This window comes from Bradyrhizobium genosp. A, from assembly GCF_049949275.1.
Classification (GTDB): Bacteria; Pseudomonadota; Alphaproteobacteria; order Rhizobiales; family Xanthobacteraceae; genus Bradyrhizobium.
In genome coordinates this window covers 201790-219248 of record NZ_CP188196.1, presented here as the reverse complement: position 1 = coordinate 219248, position 17459 = coordinate 201790, and the positions used below count along the sequence as shown (strand labels likewise).

The following is a 17459-nucleotide window of genomic DNA, read 5'->3' as shown; positions in this document are numbered from 1 at the left end:
TCGTCTGTGAAGAAAACCGCCCAGCAAGCTGCACTTGAATATGCTCAGACGGCAATCGAACGTCATCGCGATGAAACGCCCATCACGATGGAGACGATCGCCTCCGTCGTACAGCAGGTACTGCTTTTGCCAAGTGCTATGCTTGCCGCGATCGAAGTGGACAAGCAGCTACTGATTCGCAGCCTCGAGGAGCGCTACAGCGTCTGGATCGGAAAAGCCGTGACGCTCGAACAGAACGACGACCATCTCGCCTGGCTGACGCCGGAGCGCAAGGTCGAATGGAGATTATGGCCGAGGTATCGACAATTTCTCGAGAAGAGCTGGTCACCAATAGCGGTAGATTCCCTTGAGGACACCACCAACGAAATATTGTCCAGACTCGAGGACCCGGCTCGTCCGGGCGCATGGAGTCGAAAGGGTCTGGTGGCGGGGCACGTCCAGTCCGGAAAGACCTCCAACTACACCGGTCTCATCTGCAAGGCGACCGACGCCGGGTACAAGGTGATCATTGTGCTCGCCGGCCTTCACAACAATCTCCGAAGCCAGACGCAGATGCGGCTGGACGAAGGGTTTCTTGGGTACGAAACGACCCCGCGCGACAATTCGGGTGCCACCCGGATCAATTCCATCGGCGTTGGGGAAATAGACTCCGATCCTTCCATACGACCAGACTACATCACGACACGGGACGAGAAAGGCGATTTCAATCTAGCCGTCGCACGGAAGTTCGGCATTGCCCCCGGCGGAAAGCCTCTCCTGTTCGTCGTCAAGAAGAACAACAAGGTTCTGAAGAACCTCCTGAAATGGATCGATAGCATATTGAACGGTCGCGCCATGCTTGAGGATCCACTGCTCGTCATAGATGACGAAGCAGATCATGCCTCGGTCGATACGAAGGAGCAGTCTGTCGACGAGAACGGCAAGCTTGATGAGGATCATGACCCGACAAAGATCAACGGACAGATCAGGCTGCTGCTGAAGAAGTTCCAGAAGACGGCGTATGTCGGATACACGGCGACCCCTTTCGCGAACATCTTCATCCATGATCAGGGCAAGACCGAACTGCTCGGCGAGGATCTTTTTCCGCGAAGCTTCATCATAAATCTGCCCGCTCCATCGAACTACGATGGGCCGGTTCGCATGTTTGGTCTCGAACCTTCCGGCGATGACGACGGTGTGCCCGCTCTTCCTTTGGTGCGAGTCATCGATGATTTCGCGAGGTCATTGGCGCCGGACGAGACCGAAGGATGGATGCCACCCAAGCACAAAAATGGATTTGTGCCGGCCTATGACGGCAAGAACGAGGTTCCGCCAAGCCTCAGGAAGGCGATCCAGGAATTCGTGCTTGTCTGCGCAGCGCGGCGAGCGCGGGGTGAAATCGCCGTGCATAATTCAATGCTTGTCCACGTGACCAGATTCACTTCTGTGCAAAAAATCGTGCGCGAGCAGGTCGAACTAGAGGTCAAGGCACTCCGGAACAGGGTCCGTCTTGGGGCAGGGTCCGGTGTTGTCCATCAGTTGCGTTCTCTATGGGATTCGAGTTTCGCAACAACGAGCGAGGTCGTCGCGAAACTTCTACCGGATCGGACCTTCAAAAAGATCACATGGGAGCAGGTTGAACCGCATATCCTCAATTCGATTGAGTCGATAAGTGTTCGCACGATAAACGGTACGGCTGGGGATATCCTGGACTATGAAACGCATCGCGAAACCGGATTCTCCGTCATCGCGATCGGAGGCGACAAGCTCGCACGAGGGCTGACCCTCGAAGGGCTAAGCATCAGCTACTTCCTGCGCGCCAGCAAAATGTACGACACACTGATGCAGATGGGTCGATGGTTCGGCTTCAGGCCGGGTTACCTAGACCTCTGTCGTCTCTATACGACTGCGGAATTGAACGAGTGGTTCGTGCATATCACCCAGGCGGCCGAGGAGCTGCGCCGCGAATTCGATCACATGCAGACCATCAATGGCACGCCCAAGGACTATGGGCTCAAGGTCAGGGCTCATCCCACCATGATGGTAACGTCACGTGTGAAGATGCGCAGTGCCACCGAAGTGGAAATCGACTTCGCCGGCGCCATACAGGAGACGATCGTGTTTGATCGCAATCCGACGGAAATCCACTCCAACTTCGTGGCGGTTTCCGGATTTCTCGCATCTCTGGGAGAGCCGAAGGAAATCACTCCAACGAGATTACGTACAGGGGAAGCACCTCATAGATGGGACGGGGCGAGGCTGTGGGCCGGCGTACCCGGCAAGCAAGTCGTCACGCTGCTGCGGGAGTACCGCACCCACAAGACCTCGTACCAGGTCAACTCGCTGCTGCTGGCGGAGTTTATCGAGGGCCAAATCGATCGGGGCGAACTCACTGAATGGACCGTCGGGCTATTCTCTGGTGACGGAACGCTAAAGGAAATTGCCGGCACGAACATGAAGACGGTTCATCGCAGGGAGAACGAACGTTTCATAAAGCGGGAAGTCCAGGTCAAGCAGGGCCGTTACCTCGTTCGCAGGCTTCTCTCGCCAAAAGACGAGGCAATCGACCTCGATGCCGGTGGCTACGATGAGGCACTGGCCAAGACAGTCCAGGAGTGGCATCGGGATCCTGGACGGTCGAGGCGCAAGGAGCCGCCGGAGACGCCGTCGGGCGGGGCGATCAGGCACGTCCGGGGCAGACACCCCGAGCGCGGGCTACTCCTGTTGTATCCGTTGGATCCCGCCGTGCCGCAGGTCGAGACGGAAGAACCCATTTTCGGGATCGGTGTCAGCTTCCCATCCAGCGACAACGCTGCCCCTGTCCGATACATGGTCGACAACATATTCTGGGAACAGGAATATGGAGCTGGCGCGTGGTAGCCATCTCCGACATCTGGACAGCGTTGGCCCAGGAGGGAAGAACAGAACCAGGTTGGCATGCACGCCGGGTCCATTCCCAATCGCCGTGTGATGTAAGAGCGGCCATTAGACCGGACGGGACTGTCGCGGTGCTCTTCGAGGTGCTTTCCAAGTCCATTCCACCTGGCGTAGATCTTCCGGACTGCCTGGGATTCCAACTTTCGATCGAGACAATCGCCCCCGGCCCCGGTGGAATGGCGCGCCTGTGTCTCCTGTTGAAGGACCGCCGTTTCCGCGACGTATTCACAACCCTGGCTGAAGATGTCGGCGCGGCAGTTGCCGCCTCGGCTACCGAGACAACCGGGGTGCGCGCCCTTCTGGCGCGGCTCAGTACGTGGGAACGGTTCATCAGCCGCTTCGGACCTGACCGTCTTTCCGACGAGGAACTTGTAGGGTTGTTCGCAGAGCTCCATTTCCTCAGAAGCGAGATAATCCCAGTTGTTGACCCCGCATCGGGAATTCGTGCCTGGCGTGGACCCCATAGGGAGCCGCAGGATTTTCGCTTCAGGTCTGTCGCGATCGAGGTCAAGGCATCGGCCGCGCGATCACCCAGTGTTTTCCATGTCGCTAATCTGGATCAGCTTGATGCAGGAAGCAGGGAGCTTCTGCTAGTTTATCACGTCATCATCGATCCAATAGCGTCAGCGGGCGAAACACTGCCCGCGATTATCGCAAGCATCAGATCGTCGTTGGCCAACGTTGATGCCGGGGCCGCAATAGACTTTGATGCTTCCCTCATAGAGGCCGGGTACCTCGACGTCCACGCCGAGGCCTATCAGCAATCCTTCTCGGTACGGCAGGTGCGATGGTTCAAGGTAACCGAAACATTCCCGCGGTTGACAAGAAGCAGCGTAGGACGCGGTGTCGCCGAGGCATCATATAGCGTTTCGATCGACGCGTGCCTGGGTCACCTTGTCGAATCCGCGGACGCTCGGACAAACATGCTTGAGAGGCTGTGATGTCGGAAAATGCACAATACTTCCTGAGCGAGATGCAGTCTGAGATTCTGCACCGTTCGAGTGGCCAGGACGGCTCGGAGCCGGATTTCACGGAAAACGTCTTCACTGAATACGTCATGGACCTTTTGTCAGGCGAAATCGGCGTCGTGGAAAATCCGGTCGCCATTCATTTCCTGGGCGAAGTGAACAGGGGGCAGGCGAAGATCAACGGGTATGCCCTGGCGGATGACGATCAGGAACAGGACGCCATCGACCTGTTCGTGTCGGTTTACAAGGGATTCAACGAACCCACCCGAGTTCCGGGAGACGAGATGCGGAAAGCAGCTGAACAGGCGGTCCGCTACTTCGTCGGCGCCCTCGGCGATCTCTACACTAGGCTGGATCCGTCGCAGGACCGATATCGAATGGCGATGCGCATAAACTCGGTCGCGTTGCGATTGAAGCGGGCGCGGCTGTTCATCCTGACTGACGGATTGACCGACCTGGCGCGCGAAAAGCCGAAGAAGCTTCCCATCAAGGACAGCGATATCGAGCTGCGGATCGAGTTCTGGGACATCGAGCGTCTATCGCGGGTGCTTGCGCACGATCGCCCTCAAGAGGAAATCGAGATCGACGTCGCTTCCATCTATGGCGAGGCGATTCCTTGCGTGACGGTCCCGATCGACGGAGAAGAATACGCCGCCTATCTGGCCATAATCCCGGGCAAGCTGCTCTACCAGATCTATGACGAATATGGACCACGGCTGCTTGAGCGAAATGTCAGGTCGTTTCTGCAGGCAAAAGGCAAGGTCAATCGCGGTATCCGGGATACGCTCAAGCAACAACCAGCACGCTTCTTGGCCTACAACAACGGGATCTCCATGACAGCCGATTCGGTTGAGACCGCGAGGCTAGCCGATGGGTCGTTGGGCATTGCACGTATCACTGGACTGCAGATAGTCAATGGCGGGCAGACAACCGCTTCCATCCACCGCGCAGGGAAATCTGATCACGCCGATCTTTCCAAGGTCTTCGTGCAGGCAAAGCTTACCTTAGTTCGGCGCGAGCTGCTCGACACGCTCGCACCGAAAATTGCCGAGTTTGCCAATACCCAGAATCCCATCCAGATGGCTGATTTCTCCGCCAACGACCCTTACCACATCGAGCTCGAGAGGCTTTCCAAGAAGATCTGGACACCCGACCAGCAAGGGCAATGGTTCTACGAAAGAGCTAGAGGCCAGTATTTCGTGGACCTCTCGCGAGAGGGAAGCACCGACGCGAAAGCGCGGCGGTTCAAGGAAACATTCCCGGCACACAGGAGGTTCACGAAGCTCGACATCGCCAAGTTCATCAATGCCTGGGATCAACTGCCAAACGTGGTCAGCATGGGTGGACAGAAGAACTTCGTGCAGTTCACGCAGCGGATGCGGGAAACCAAGGCAAAGTCGTGGGCGCCTGATGAGTTCTACTTCAAGGAAATGATCGCCAAGGCCATCATTTTCAACGAGACAAGGCGCATCGTGGACCAGGCGAAGTTCAAGGATCTGCGCTCCCAGATTACTGCCTACACTGTATCGGCATTGTCGTTCAGGACCGGCGGCCAATTCGACCTCATGACCGTGTGGCAACACCAGCGCCTCTCCAAGCCAGCCGAGGACATGATCGTGATTTGGGCGACCCAGGTCTTCGAGGGAATTCGTGGAAGCGGAGCCGCTCGGGGACTGAGCAATTTCGGCGAATGGTGCAAAAAGCTGGACTGCTGGAAGGCGATTCAGAAGCTCGATCTTACGTTTCCCGAGGCGCTGCCGCAGGAACTCGAGAAGGTTCAGCATAGCGGTGGAAGCTGGGGTGTTGCGCCGACCGAGACCCGTATCGCTCTCGATCCGGACGATCTTGATGCGCACCGTCAGTGCCGACAGATCAGCGCCGAAGAGTGGATTCGCATCATCAGTTGGGGTACCGAGAGCGGTCGTCTTGATCCGAAGCAGCGTGAGATTGCCTCCGAAATCGCCGCGCTGTCAGCGGGTGGCTGGTCCAAGGAGCTGACCCCGAAACGCGCCCGAGAGGGACGCGCGATCCTGAAGCTCGCAATCGACAATGGCGGTCTGGTTGACGCAGTCAGCGCGTGATTTCTAGGCGCCAAACGCGTCATTCCAGGCGTCGGAATCGAACAGCTGCTCGACATCGATCGACACTGCCTGCCGTCCACCATAAGCCTTGCCTGTGGGCAGTTCGCCAGATTGCCATCCGGCTATCGCGCGCGTCGAGTCTTCGGGATTAATCCAGCCGAGTGAAGTCTGGGCGCCTGTTCCTCTCAGCCCTGCAAACAAGGCGCCCAGCACCCCGTTTTCCCATGACAGCTTGCCGCACATGTGCCGTTCGGCGCAGGCTCGATTGAATGCCTGTATGCCGAGATCCGTCGCCTCGTGCTTGATCTGCCAGTCAGCTTCCGGTTGTGCAAGACCAGCCATCACCAGCAGCGCCAGAACGTCGGCTGCATCATGATTGTCGTTCTTCGAACCGGTCGCCCGATTGATCGCGAACCAGCTGATCCAACCAAACAGCGCAAGATGGGTCAGGACGGAAAACATCTGTTCGGGGTCAATGAAGCGGCTGCCAAGCGGCACCCTCCGCTCGGTGCCAATTTCCCAACGCGCCTCCTGCCTCTGAAGCTCCAGCCACGTCGCGGTCGTCGATTCCGGAGCCGGCCATTGCAACGGATCCGCCACCGAAAGCAACGAGCGATACAGATCCGTCGTGGCGTGGGCCTTGGCCCAGATACAAAGAGCCATTTCAAAGGATGGACCCCAAGCAGGATAGTAGGCGGCCGGAGCTCCTCCGTAACGAGCGTAACAATAGGTCCGGCAGTGCCGTTCATCGAGAAGACGCGGCTGCAGCTGTTCCTGCAGCTCGCTGTCGCCGTGGTACAATGCAAACGTCCCAGGCGCGACCCTGCGGAAGCAGGGGTTCGAGATCAAGATTACCCCGATGCTGGATTCCGCGATCGTGGCGTCTCCTGCGGCCGCCAAAACCAGATCCTTGAGATCCGATTGCCTCTGTGGGCCCTCTGTCGACAAGATGTTCGCGAGAAGTTTCCCGATCGTCCCCTCGGAAAAATCATCATCCTTGAACTCGCCACGCTCGAACGGCGGCGCAGGCACGAATTTCGAGGTAACTGCATTCATCGGAAGGCAGGCCAGGATGTTGTCGAAAAGCGGCGCAAACAGATGTGGAGCTTCGTCAGCCTGCATCTGAAAGATACGGGAACCGCAATTGTCGTCGGGATATTGCAGCCTGTAGGAACGCGCCAGCGCGCATATATCGAGCAAGCCATCGGGAAACTCTTCCTTGGCGATGCGATGCATCCGGACCAGCCTTTTGGCTTTCGCGCCAAGGTATCCGACACAAAGATAGCTCTCGAAAAATGCCCAATTCTGGCCTTCGTAGGAGAGGCTATGTCCGGCAGACAAGCCGGTGATTTCACCGAACTGCTCTGGAGTAACAGGCGTGGCGTATCCTTCGGTAACCGCCTGAACCGCTTTTTGGAAATCAACCAGACGGTTCGCGTCGGATTGATTTCGGAACCATCCACCTTGGAAGGAATGGGCAATCTTTGTCACCCATTCACGGATATCGACATGCAGCACGTCGATGGCCAACGCGACGTATGGGTCGAGAAGCCGCGATGCCTCGGAAAGTCGCGCTTCGTTGAGAGAAGTTGCGTCACCGCAAAGGGCTCCCCATGCCGATTCTTGCTCCGCATTTAACAAGGCCTCGAACACGGAGCGGTTTCTCTGCATCTTTTGAAGACGACCGATGGCCTTTTTCTCGACCTGCCGAACGCGCTCGCGGGTGACGTGAACACGAAGCCCGATGTCCCGCAAAGTTTGCGGAGCAGACCCGTCAAGGCCGTAGCGCTCGGTGAGAACCTGGAATTCCTTTTGAGAAAGGCCGCTGAGTATTTCCTGGATCCGCTGGCGCGGCGGCAGTGAATGATCTTCCGCAACCGACGGAACATCATCATCCGAATCCGAACGCACATTTAAAGGGTCGTCGATTCCATCTCGGCTTATTTCGGCATGGTCGGACAGAACCCTTATGGCTTCGTCCATTGTCTTCCGACCGGAATTGGTGGCCGACATGAATTTCTGCTTCACCTCGGTCGGGTCAGAGAGGAAGTCTCCGAGGGTAATATTGTCGAATTCTCCGGACTTCATCAGATTCCACAGGCGCGTGCTGATTTCCGAGTTCGTGAGAATGGCAGTTATGGGTTCATCAAGGACTGCCTGTTGGAATCCGGCGGTTGCGGTCGGCTGGACGGCAAATGAGGCGCCATCCATAGAGTTTTCGGCGACGCTAAGTCCTTCGATCGGCCAAGGCTTTTGGATGAAAAGATCGACAATACTGAGGACCTCCGCGGCCGTTTTCCTTCCAAGGTTTGGGCATTTGATCAGCCTTGATACGAATGCCTCGCGATCAAGAAGGATTTCATCCAAGGTGAATTGGCGGAATACTTCGCGATTGTTTATGAAGCAGTTGTTTAGGCGAACGCTGATGTCGGTCGAGTCGATAAGCCGATCGACGGTCAATGACTCTGCGGGGCCGGGCGGTTCTGAACCGTCGTCGGAAACTGGGTGATCGGGATCGACTGAAGGGATGGCGAGGGGATCCGCCTCCTCAATAGGTGGCGCATTCGCGGTCCATGGAGACGGAAGGCTTGCGGCGTTGGCTAACTTCAGCCGTTGCACAAGCTCGTTTCGGCGCTCTTCGGCCTGACGTTTGCTCTCCAGCATTGTTGCCAGCGGGTCGGATCGCAAGGGGATTCCAGTCGTCGATTTGCCCGTGCAGGGAGGAGTGTCTATTTGTCTCGCCCTGAACGTTTTGGCCCGAGCGCTAAAACCGCTTAGAGGCGGCGAAACGTGCCAATGATGCCACAGCAATCCTCAAGGCGGAAGATGCGCTGGCGTCTTCCAGGAAATTCTTAGTACAGCGATTCCTGCAGCTTTCCGGGAGGTGGAAGTGGCAGAGACGGCTCTTTTTCATCTTCGGTATGCTATTCCGCCGGTCGGAGATCATGCAGATTGATCTTTATGTAGGAAGACGCCGAGTCGTCAGAGAGAACGACCGGCAACCAAACTTCGGTCGGCTCCGCCGAGTAGCCTTTGATACCAGCCACCCTACGTGTAGCCCCATCCATTCGCCTGTCGATCTGCCAGGTTGCGGCTCTCAGAGACGCGCCGGAACGAAATACGTTCGGGATTTCTTGGATCGGAGTCTCGCTCGCGGAGCCCGACCCGAGGGCCAATCCAAATAGTTTCTTCTCTTTGTCTTGACAGAGCGGACAGCCTGAGGACACCGCTATCAATTCGCTGCCTTCGGATAGCTCGTGCTGACAGACTCATGATCGCTTTCGCGGTGCCGCGGTCGCGGCCGGCGAACTTGTGTCCGTGTCACCGTGTCGGGCGCGCGTCGGAGCGGCGTACGACGACCAAGGACACATTGTCTCGGGCGCCGGCCCTGAACGCCCTGGCCGCCAAATCGCGCACGGATCGTAGAGGGGCCTCGACCACTCTCAACGTGCTGCCGATCACCTCGCTGGCGACCATGTCGGTCAGGCCGTCACTGCACAGCAGCAGGGTCTCTCCGGGAGCAAGCGGCGGGTCGAGGGAGATGTGCGGTTCAACCGCGATGGGAAACGAAGAGCCGCCCAAGGCCTGGGTGAGGGCGTGGGACCGGCGGGGACCGATATGGCTGCGCTCGCCTTCGGGGACATCGTCGTGGCTGAGCTGCACCAATTGGCCCGCGCTGAGTAGGTAGCAGCGGCTGTCGCCGATGTTGAATGTGAGTAATTGACCGGCCTTCAGAACGGCTCCCACGAGTGTCGAGCCCATACCGAGCGCTTCCTCGTGTTTCCGCATGAGTTCGTAGAGGTGTCGATTGGCTTCCTCGATCGCTTCGGCGCAGGAGGCGGGATTTGAAAGCCGGGCCATCGCACCAACCAGATAATCGAGCACGGCGCGGCTGGCCATCGCGCCGCGCGCGTGGCCACCCATGCCGTCCGCGATCATCAGGAGGCAGCAATCGCCCGGTGACGTCATGACCATCGGCACGTCCATATCGCCGGTAAGGACACGGTCGTCGATCGCTATAGCGTCCTCATTGTCCGGACGCACGTGACCGCGATGGGTAAAGGCAGCAATGGTCCAGCTTGGCATACTCAAACAGTCGCTCGATCTATTGGGGGCACTTCGGTGGTCTGTTGCACGTTGAGCTGCTTGCGGCCATTGCCGTAACCCATCAGCCGGTTTTAGAGCTGTTCCTTCACTGAGTCCGGGACTTTTTCCAGGGACGGCTTGAAGTTCTTGTATTTCTTCTCGTTCTGTTTGACGCACTCTGCCAGCGCAGAAAGCATCGAACTTCCCCTGGTTTCAAAACTGATCGACATGTTGGGTACGTCCGCGGGCATCACAAGAGTGAAGTACCGGGCATTCCAGAGGGCTTGCGAGAAATTCTTTGGCTCGATTTGCAGGATCAAGATCGTGTTCTTGTCCTTGAGGACGTAATCGAAGTTTGCACCGTCGATGAGACCATTCTTTTGACCGTTGAAGAAGTTCCAGCGCAGCGAGCCTCGGTCGGGTCCTTGAATTTCCCATTCGGTGTCGTGGACAATGGCCCAGACCTCGCCGTCAACGAGGGAGCGATGGATTTGAATGAATGATCCGTCCTTCTTGTTCGCACGGCCGTAACAGGTGGCTTGCCCAGTCTCCGCGTTGGCTCCGCCGAAAACTGTCCACCATTTATCTGTCTCTTTTTCATAGAAGGAGGCTTCCTCCGCGTTGAGATATTCGATCCGAAAGGCCGAGAACAGAAGCGCAACAACAATAGTCAGTCGCAATTTCATTGTTCTTTCTCAACGTGAGGGGGTGGCGCCAAGCAGCTTGGCCTTCAGGCTGTCGAATTCGACCTGGGAAATCGCTCCCCGGACGAGAAGGTCATGAAGGCGCTCCAACTCCTGCACAGGCGACGTAGCGGGCCTAGGTCGGGGATCCACGATCTGAATCTTTTTCACGTCGTTGACGAACAGGTTGAGGCCGGACTCTCCGCCGCTGCTCATAGCGCCTATTCGGTGAGCCGCCCGCATCGCCCACGCCATCGCAACCCCCCATCCGATGATGGTGCCGCCGAAGGCGACATTGATAACAAGGATGACCCACCGGTTCGGGTGGTTGCGCCGGAATGCAACAAAAGTGGGGGCGATGTAGATTGCGCCAATGATCAGAAAAAGGACGCCGATGAAGACGAGATCGTCGAAATGGTCCATGTCAGAACTGCCCGAGATGCCGCTGGAATGTCGAATTTAGTGAGGGATCGACAGGAGCATGCTGATGATGAAGGACGCCACCCAGGCGTAGCCATAAGTCGGCGTTTGGCGCAGGCGCTTCGCCCTCAGGAACAGGTAGACGGGCGCCAGAAGAATTCCGAAGAGCGTGAGCCATCTATCGGCGTAACCCGCGCGTTTCAGTTGCTGCTCGTCTATGAGGCACAGTGTGGCGTTGAGCAGTAAGGGAAGACCCAGAGCGACGAACTGTGCGAAGGAGTGATCTTCGAGGGGATCCTCCATAATTTGCATGTCGCGCCATCCCGCGAGGAAAGCATAGCCGATCGGTGCAATGGCGAGCGTCCAGACAAGACTGTTGTTCACAAAGTTGGACGCGACTGGGGGAGGTGTATCCGGAAGATGCCCAGCTAACTCCGTATTTCGGAGCGGCTGCCAGTCGGCAAGACCCCTGCGCCAAACGGGCGTGTCGCCGCTGATTTTCTCTGCTTCCAACAGCTCCAATAGGTCGGTCGCGGTTATCGGGCCTTTGCGCTGGCCGTTCTCGGTGAAGTACCAATTGCTGGCGCTTGCGCCACCCGCCTCAATTGTATCGCTCATTACCGCCCCAGCTTCCTCGTTCTCTTGGGCATCCCAAGGATGTCGCCGGAGGGGTTCATCCAAAGGCCGCCCATGTTTCGCTTCAGCCCGAAGCGAATGTTGAAATAGGGGCAGTATAATCCGTGTTTTAAAGGACCGCAAAGCCGTCTCTTCTGCCTATGAAGGCGACGGCTCTGGTGGCTTGGAATCTTAGGCGGCTTCGCGTGAGGCGCGGCTTGTCTCAGGAGGCATTGGCGGTGGACGCCGGTGTTGACCGCTCCTACGTCGGACGGATTGAGCGAGGGGTTGAAAACCCGACGGTCGAAACTCTGGACCGGCTCGCGGCTGCTTTGGAGGTTACGGTGGGTGAATTGCTGCTAGCGCCCAAGCACGGTGAAAAGCCTCCGGCGACCCTTAGAAAGGGACGCAAGAAGAAGTGAGGTTTTTCGTGGGCACCATCGGCGGAGTTAGAAAAAGAGCCCCCGGTTGGGGGCTCTTTGAGCTTCGCACCTTGCAAGTCATCAGGCTACGTCACGCTTCCGAGTCCCTTACGTGCCGGTACCCCTCGTCGCTGCTCTGGGAAGATTCGCACGAAGCATCGCAGTTGATTCGTTTCGTAGGTCAGAATGTTTCGGCATTCGTCGGACTCGTCTAAGTGTTGCAAAAGCAATGGTACAAGGGCGACGCAATCGTTGCGGGTTAATCCGATGAAGATCCGTTAGCTTTGAAGGCCGATCCTATGCGGCCAATTCTATTTTGGAGGCGCCGTCTTGAGGAGGCGCGGACGAAGGACTGGGAGCGGATGGCGCAGTCGCCTTCGATACTGGTAAGGCGCCTAATCAGAGAGGCGGCCAAGTTCTCAAAGGGCCCAATCGGACACACCCGTTGCAGATCCTCATCCGAGGATGCACGACGGATGGGTCGCCGGCCGGTCACGTCGAGCCCAGTGAACGGGTCGTAAGCCACGCGACCGAGGCTGAGCGCCCGGGATGAAGCTTAGCATAGCGCGAAAAATCCGGTGATGTGGAATCAGCAAGCCGACTTCGGGGCGGTGCAATGGGAGTGGGCCGTCTGGTGGCGTTCACCTCTCTCCTTTACTCTTTGCGCTGAAGTGCAAAGGGTAGGGGAAGGTAGGGTGGGGAGGGGAGGTGGTGGGCGGATCGGCGGGGCAAAAAATATAGTGGGATGAGCAGCGCCTGCCGGCTGATTTTTTTGCGCCATAGGCGGAGCGATGGCCAACCAGCGCTCATTTAGACAAATAGGCGGTTCGTGCGAGAGGCGTCAGGACATTGTCCGGCGAGGGCCCAGACGTTGCGGCGAAGGCGAGATTGATGACCATAATCACTCCATAATCACTCAATGCCTCGGGCGAGCAGCCCAGATTGCTCCTCGCGGACCGCTGCTCCTTCGGGCCGGTCCTTCTGTCAATACGGGGACTGCGCGGCGAGTTTGTCCGGCCGCATGCGAACGAACCTCGGATGGCGAAACATGCCGTCCGGGGTGAGCATCATGCAACTCACCTCGATCATCTGCCCGACCAGCGTTCCGGCCTCAGCCTCAGCCCAGAGGGCCGCTCGTTCCTCCTCGGAGAAGCCGCTGCCCACATCGCCCTGCGTGGTGGTGACGAACCCCAGCCGTCCGACGTGCTTGCCCCCGCCCTCGCAGAATCCGGTGATTGCGACGTCGTGCGTCTCCTCCGGCTTGACCTTGATCCAGCGGTCATTCTGCCGAAGGACGACGCCCTCGTAACCCAATGATTGGGCGCGGCTGAGCTGGTCGAGGATGTCGTTCACGCTAGGGTCGGTCAGCCTGCCTTGGTTGAGCCGAGCGTCGAGCGGATCGAGCCCATAGAGGTGCTCGCGCAGGATCGGTGGGGTGCCGGGCTTCAGATGTTTCGTGCGGGTCGCCCTGATGGTGTCGCGAAAGGTGCCAACGTACACCTCGCAGTCGCGCGGGCCATCCGTCCACGGCGGGATGTTGTAGAGCTGCTTGTCCGCCCGGCTCAGCCAGCCGTGCTCGTCGTGCCAGATGGCGCGGACACCATCGATCTTCAGCGTTAACAGCCAATCGCCGTTCAGCGCCTTGCCGTTCCATGAATTTGGCTTGTTAATCTCGCGGTCTCTCATCCGCTCTTCACCGGTGTTGTCATCGATCCGGTCTCACCTATTGCGGTGCGCCGGGTCTATGCTGCCAGTCGCGGGATGGTGGGGCAGATGAAGGGAGATGTTCCGCACGCCTATCACATCGTCGGCTGCGGGCCTTGGAATTCCTGCTTGCATCGTCAGCGCCCGAGATAGTCGCAGGCGCAAGGAGCTATTTTTTGAGAGCGACTCGGGCTTTTATTAACTCGACAGTTCGGACATTCGTCGTCGCAGCCGCAGGACCAAGTGTCCTCCCAGACTGCCCCGCAGCCATCGCATTCGTAGTGATTGACGAAGGCGGGTTGGCAGCGGGGCTCGTGCTCCCATTGATGAGGGCATTGTTTCCTTTTACTAGGCAACGATGCGACCCTTGACTCGTGCTTCGTCGGCGTATGCCGAAATCGGCTTGTCCGCGGTGAAATGAAGGTCCCGTTCCACGGGAAGGCCGAGCCGACCTCTGATCTCCTTGATTTCCGTTAGCTGGACATACCCGAGCTCAGGACAATTGAGACCAAGATCGCAGAGGCCAAACAAGCGATCCGGTTCATCCGGGTCGCACTCGGTGAGTAACCACGTCGCGCCCGCGTCAGGCGTGAAGAGTTTGACGACCGGAAAATGATCCCGTTCGCCGGCCAAGGCGTTGACCAAGAGTCGAACCCGATCTTCGACGGTGAGCAGATCTATCTCAACCATGAGAGACCTCCGCAGGGTCGGAGACAGCGGCCTGGCCGTCCGGTTGAGTGCGTCTGGTGCGGGAGCCCGCTTTGCGAGGCCGCGTCTTCCTCTTGGCGTCGGCCGCGGGTGTAGCCATCGCAGAATTCGGTGGCTCGCTGCACTGTGCCTTTGGAGCAACGACTGCGAGCGCGGCATCATAGACGCGCTGGAAGTCGCAGTAGCGTTTCCAAAGCTGGTCCGCCGTCTCCTGGTCGCCTGCCATGTCGATGGCCTCGATCAATGTCTCCAGGGTGAAATGACGGAAATGAACCCTGGTGGGATCATCATCCGCGACCGGAAGCAGCTCGTTGGCGTAGACGCGGAAGGCGGCATCGACGCGCCGGTTGAGGCGGGGCCCAATGCCGATGAACATGGCTCGTGGTGTGATGCCGTGGTCCACGGAGAGCTGAGCCAGCATGTGTTCGCGCATCAATTGTTCGATCGGTGCCGATCGAAGGATGACGCTATCGGGGTTCTTGTAGAGACGAACCTCTTTCAGCGCCTGATCGTAGCGCTCCCGCCATCGGGCCACGGGCCCCGTCATCTCCTCAGAATACTTCACCTCAACGTAGACGATGCCAGCTTCGCCCTCGGGCGTCGTGATATGAACGGCGACGTCGAACGCGGAGCGGTCCGCAAGGAAGCGGTCGTCGCGCCGGCCGGGACTATGCTCGAAGGCGATTCGTTCGACGGAGTGGACGAATTCGGGCAACATTTGGCGGAAGACAGCTGTCGCCAACTTCGTGTCCAGCGCTAGTGGACCGAACGAATTGAAAACGAGCGGCATAGAACTCAACGTATTGCCGATGAGGCGATCCTCATCGATTGCCGCGTCCTCCTCACGAAGCAGAAGTTCACGGAGGGCAAGTAAGTGAATCTGGGGGGAGATGAAGTTCCGCCCGGATTCGGCCGCGTCGGCTCGAAGGTAGGAGCCAAGGTGGCCGCCGCGCTCTTCCACCGCAGCGTTCGGAATGCCTTGATCGCGCATCCACAAAATCTGGAGGAGGCGTGCCGCCCGCCGGAAGCGCGAGTCGATCTCGCACATGCCTCCGAACTGCTGGAGCAGCCGTTCCGGCACCCATGGTGTGCGCGCGAGCTGTCGATATTTGGATAGTCGCCCTCGGATACCTGATGAAGTGTAGGTCGGCGTCGTTGCTTCTGTGTTGGTCAAGGTGTCTCTCTCTTTGTTGTGGCCGTTGTGGCGAGAGAGATTCGGCGAGAAGACGACGATGTTGACGACTAGGAGATTGTGCTGCGATTAAGCTGGCCACAGATACGAGGGCTCGTTTGGCGCCGGATCATACACCTGAGTTTACGGTTCCTTGAGGACCTCGACGCCGTCATCTCGCTCGATTGCTTTGCTGATGTCGAAAGCTTCGGGCTTCTCCTCTTCGGTCCAGTCGACGTTGTCCAGACCGGCGAGGATTCTCCAAAGCCGGTCCAATTCCGAGCCTTGATCGGGTGATGAATGCAAAGGAGGTGCGCAGGTCGATTTCCGGCGGCGCGGCCTAGTACTCGCGGGTTTTCCACGCTCGAAATTGGTAAGGATCGTGAAGAGCCAACTCGCCTGATCGTCGCTGACGAAAGCTCGATCCCGATAGAGTTCGATTTTACGAAGTATGTTCTGCAGGAATCCCGCCTCTTTCGAACTAAGTCGTCCGTCGTAGAGGGCAGTAGTGACGCGTTGTTCCAGCCTCTTAAAGCCGTTCCCGATAATCATGCGGTGCGCTCCAGTTAGTTCGACTAGACGTGATTTGCGATATAGAAACTTGGAGCCGCGTCGCTGAGGTTCCAATCACTGTGGGCGGGACGGTAATTGACCGAGGGGTGTACGGAATTCGGAGATTTCGGATACGCGTCCCTGCGGATTCTCGAAACCTGGTGGACGTCGGAGGGAGGTTTCTGTGCCCGAAGGGCACAGCTTCGCCTGCGCGGGCGAAGCTGCTGTCGATGGGGTGTCCGAAACCCGGAGCCACGCCGTCGGTCAGTCTTTGGATAAGCGCACCCTGTTACGGGTAGGCCGGGGTCATTCTGTCGGCCTTTACGCGCCACTTCATATGACGGGGCTATTGGGCGACAGATCCATTAATCGCGCAACTGCTGTAGGTCGGGAGTCACCGGAGCCTACTCCTGCATTCAGTGTTCTCACTGTTTGCTTTGTCCGATGCCATTCGGTCTTGTCCGCGAGATCCCCATCTCTGGAGGCGCGGAGCCCATGAGGGGCTGGCTATGTATGTCCTTAGCCGGGAATAACGTGGGCGCGATCCGCCGGACTCGGTCCGAGCAATTGCAGGCAACCAGGTGCAGGGGTGCGTGTCTGTCTGTCTGTCTGACCTAGATAGGCCTAGCCCTACCTAGAAGGTATTTTGATACCAAGTCGCTGGCAAGTTGAACATTCTAAGTAATTAACTCCAAAAAATGCGCCCAGCGGCAAGCCGGCCTACAGCATCTGGGGGATCGTCCGGCAGTCCGTCTGAACAAGATGTTGAATAAGTGGAGAAAAGAGATTCATGAGCAAAACCGGGACCGATTGCCAGTGGGCCGTGTCCCCTAACCTAGAGGAGCCACACCGGCTTCTTAAATAATTGGAGGAGGCTTTAATGCCTGCGATCGATCTCTCGACCGATTCGGATCAGTTGGAAGAAATATCACACCTTGAGCAGATCTATGATGGAGAAGAGCTAGCTCACAACCTGGAGTATTCTGGTCTCTTCCCGTACGACCATCCCCGCGTCGAGGCCCTTTACCGGCGCGCGGCCTCGGGCAACGGCCGGCATGCACAAATGCTTCGCGCCTCCGGCATGATCTAACGATCTCTGCTCCCACAACAAGCGCCGCCGCAGCGATCGCGGC

The 17459-nt window shown here is 58.0% G+C and carries 14 protein-coding genes; 5 read left to right on the top strand and 9 right to left on the bottom strand.

Annotated features, from left to right (window positions below):
- Nucleotides 1–6 precede the first annotated feature (6 nt).
- The 3 genes from ACP2YP_RS00935 to ACP2YP_RS00925 are packed head-to-tail and all read left to right on the top strand — an operon-like array spanning nt 7 to nt 5965.
- The gene (locus ACP2YP_RS00935) at nt 7–2859 is read left to right on the top strand and encodes a Z1 domain-containing protein (protein WP_426421797.1); all 2853 of its coding nucleotides are present in this window, start codon (nt 7–9) and stop codon (nt 2857–2859) included.
- Nucleotides 2853–3857, top strand: coding sequence for a PD-(D/E)XK motif protein (locus ACP2YP_RS00930; protein ID WP_426421796.1), 1005 nt, complete (start codon nt 2853–2855; stop codon nt 3855–3857). The genes ACP2YP_RS00935 and ACP2YP_RS00930 overlap by 7 nt, the downstream gene beginning before the upstream one ends.
- Complete coding sequence (locus ACP2YP_RS00925; protein WP_426421795.1) at nt 3857–5965, top strand: AIPR family protein; 2109 nt, start codon at nt 3857–3859, stop codon at nt 5963–5965. Before ACP2YP_RS00930 ends, ACP2YP_RS00925 begins: the two co-directional genes overlap by 1 nt.
- Before the next feature lie 3 nt (nt 5966–5968).
- Here ACP2YP_RS00925 and ACP2YP_RS00920 read toward each other — a convergent pair whose 3' ends face one another.
- The 5 genes from ACP2YP_RS00920 to ACP2YP_RS00900 form a co-directional block, all read right to left on the bottom strand.
- A complete protein-coding gene (locus tag ACP2YP_RS00920) occupies nt 5969–8653 on the bottom strand; it encodes a sigma factor-like helix-turn-helix DNA-binding protein (protein ID WP_426421794.1) in 2685 nt (894 codons plus the stop codon).
- 633 nt (nt 8654–9286) lie between these two features.
- Nucleotides 9287–10051, bottom strand: coding sequence for a PP2C family protein-serine/threonine phosphatase (locus ACP2YP_RS00915; RefSeq protein WP_426421793.1), 765 nt, complete (start codon nt 10049–10051; stop codon nt 9287–9289).
- A gap of 92 nt (nt 10052–10143) precedes the next feature.
- Nucleotides 10144–10737: a hypothetical protein gene (locus ACP2YP_RS00910; protein ID WP_426421792.1), complete on the bottom strand. Its 594-nt coding sequence runs from the start codon at nt 10735–10737 to the stop codon at nt 10144–10146.
- Nucleotides 10738–10746: 9 nt separating this feature from the next.
- Nucleotides 10747–11157, bottom strand: coding sequence for a superinfection immunity protein (locus ACP2YP_RS00905; protein ID WP_426421791.1), 411 nt, complete (start codon nt 11155–11157; stop codon nt 10747–10749).
- Nucleotides 11158–11193: 36 nt separating this feature from the next.
- Complete coding sequence (locus ACP2YP_RS00900; RefSeq protein ID WP_426421790.1) at nt 11194–11772, bottom strand: DUF4339 domain-containing protein; 579 nt, start codon at nt 11770–11772, stop codon at nt 11194–11196.
- A 158-nt stretch (nt 11773–11930) separates the two neighbouring features.
- On the opposite strand from ACP2YP_RS00900, the gene ACP2YP_RS00895 reads away from it, so the two are divergent.
- Entirely contained in the window at nt 11931–12191 is a 261-nt protein-coding gene (locus ACP2YP_RS00895; protein ID WP_426421789.1) for a helix-turn-helix domain-containing protein, read from the top strand.
- Between the two features lie 984 nt (nt 12192–13175).
- On the opposite strand, the gene ACP2YP_RS00890 is transcribed toward ACP2YP_RS00895, so the two are convergent.
- From ACP2YP_RS00890 to ACP2YP_RS00875, 4 genes are all read right to left on the bottom strand, one after another.
- On the bottom strand, nt 13176–13877 hold the full coding sequence (locus ACP2YP_RS00890; protein WP_426421788.1) for a hypothetical protein: 702 nt from the start codon (nt 13875–13877) through the stop codon (nt 13176–13178).
- A gap of 366 nt (nt 13878–14243) precedes the next feature.
- Nucleotides 14244–14585, bottom strand: coding sequence for a DUF2958 domain-containing protein (locus ACP2YP_RS00885; RefSeq protein WP_426421787.1), 342 nt, complete (start codon nt 14583–14585; stop codon nt 14244–14246).
- Nucleotides 14578–15777 (bottom strand): PGN_0703 family putative restriction endonuclease, encoded by a 1200-nt coding sequence (locus ACP2YP_RS00880; RefSeq protein WP_426421786.1) that lies wholly within the window; start codon nt 15775–15777, stop codon nt 14578–14580. The genes ACP2YP_RS00885 and ACP2YP_RS00880 overlap by 8 nt, the downstream gene beginning before the upstream one ends.
- A 141-nt stretch (nt 15778–15918) precedes the next feature.
- Nucleotides 15919–16326 carry a hypothetical protein gene (locus ACP2YP_RS00875; protein WP_426421785.1) on the bottom strand — a complete coding sequence of 136 codons (408 nt, stop codon included), beginning with the start codon at nt 16324–16326 and terminating at the stop codon, nt 15919–15921.
- Nucleotides 16327–17206: 880 nt separating this feature from the next.
- Between ACP2YP_RS00875 and ACP2YP_RS00870 the strand changes: the two genes are divergently transcribed.
- Nucleotides 17207–17416 (top strand): hypothetical protein, encoded by a 210-nt coding sequence (locus ACP2YP_RS00870; protein WP_426421784.1) that lies wholly within the window; start codon nt 17207–17209, stop codon nt 17414–17416.
- The last annotated feature ends 43 nt before the right edge of the window (nt 17417–17459 follow it).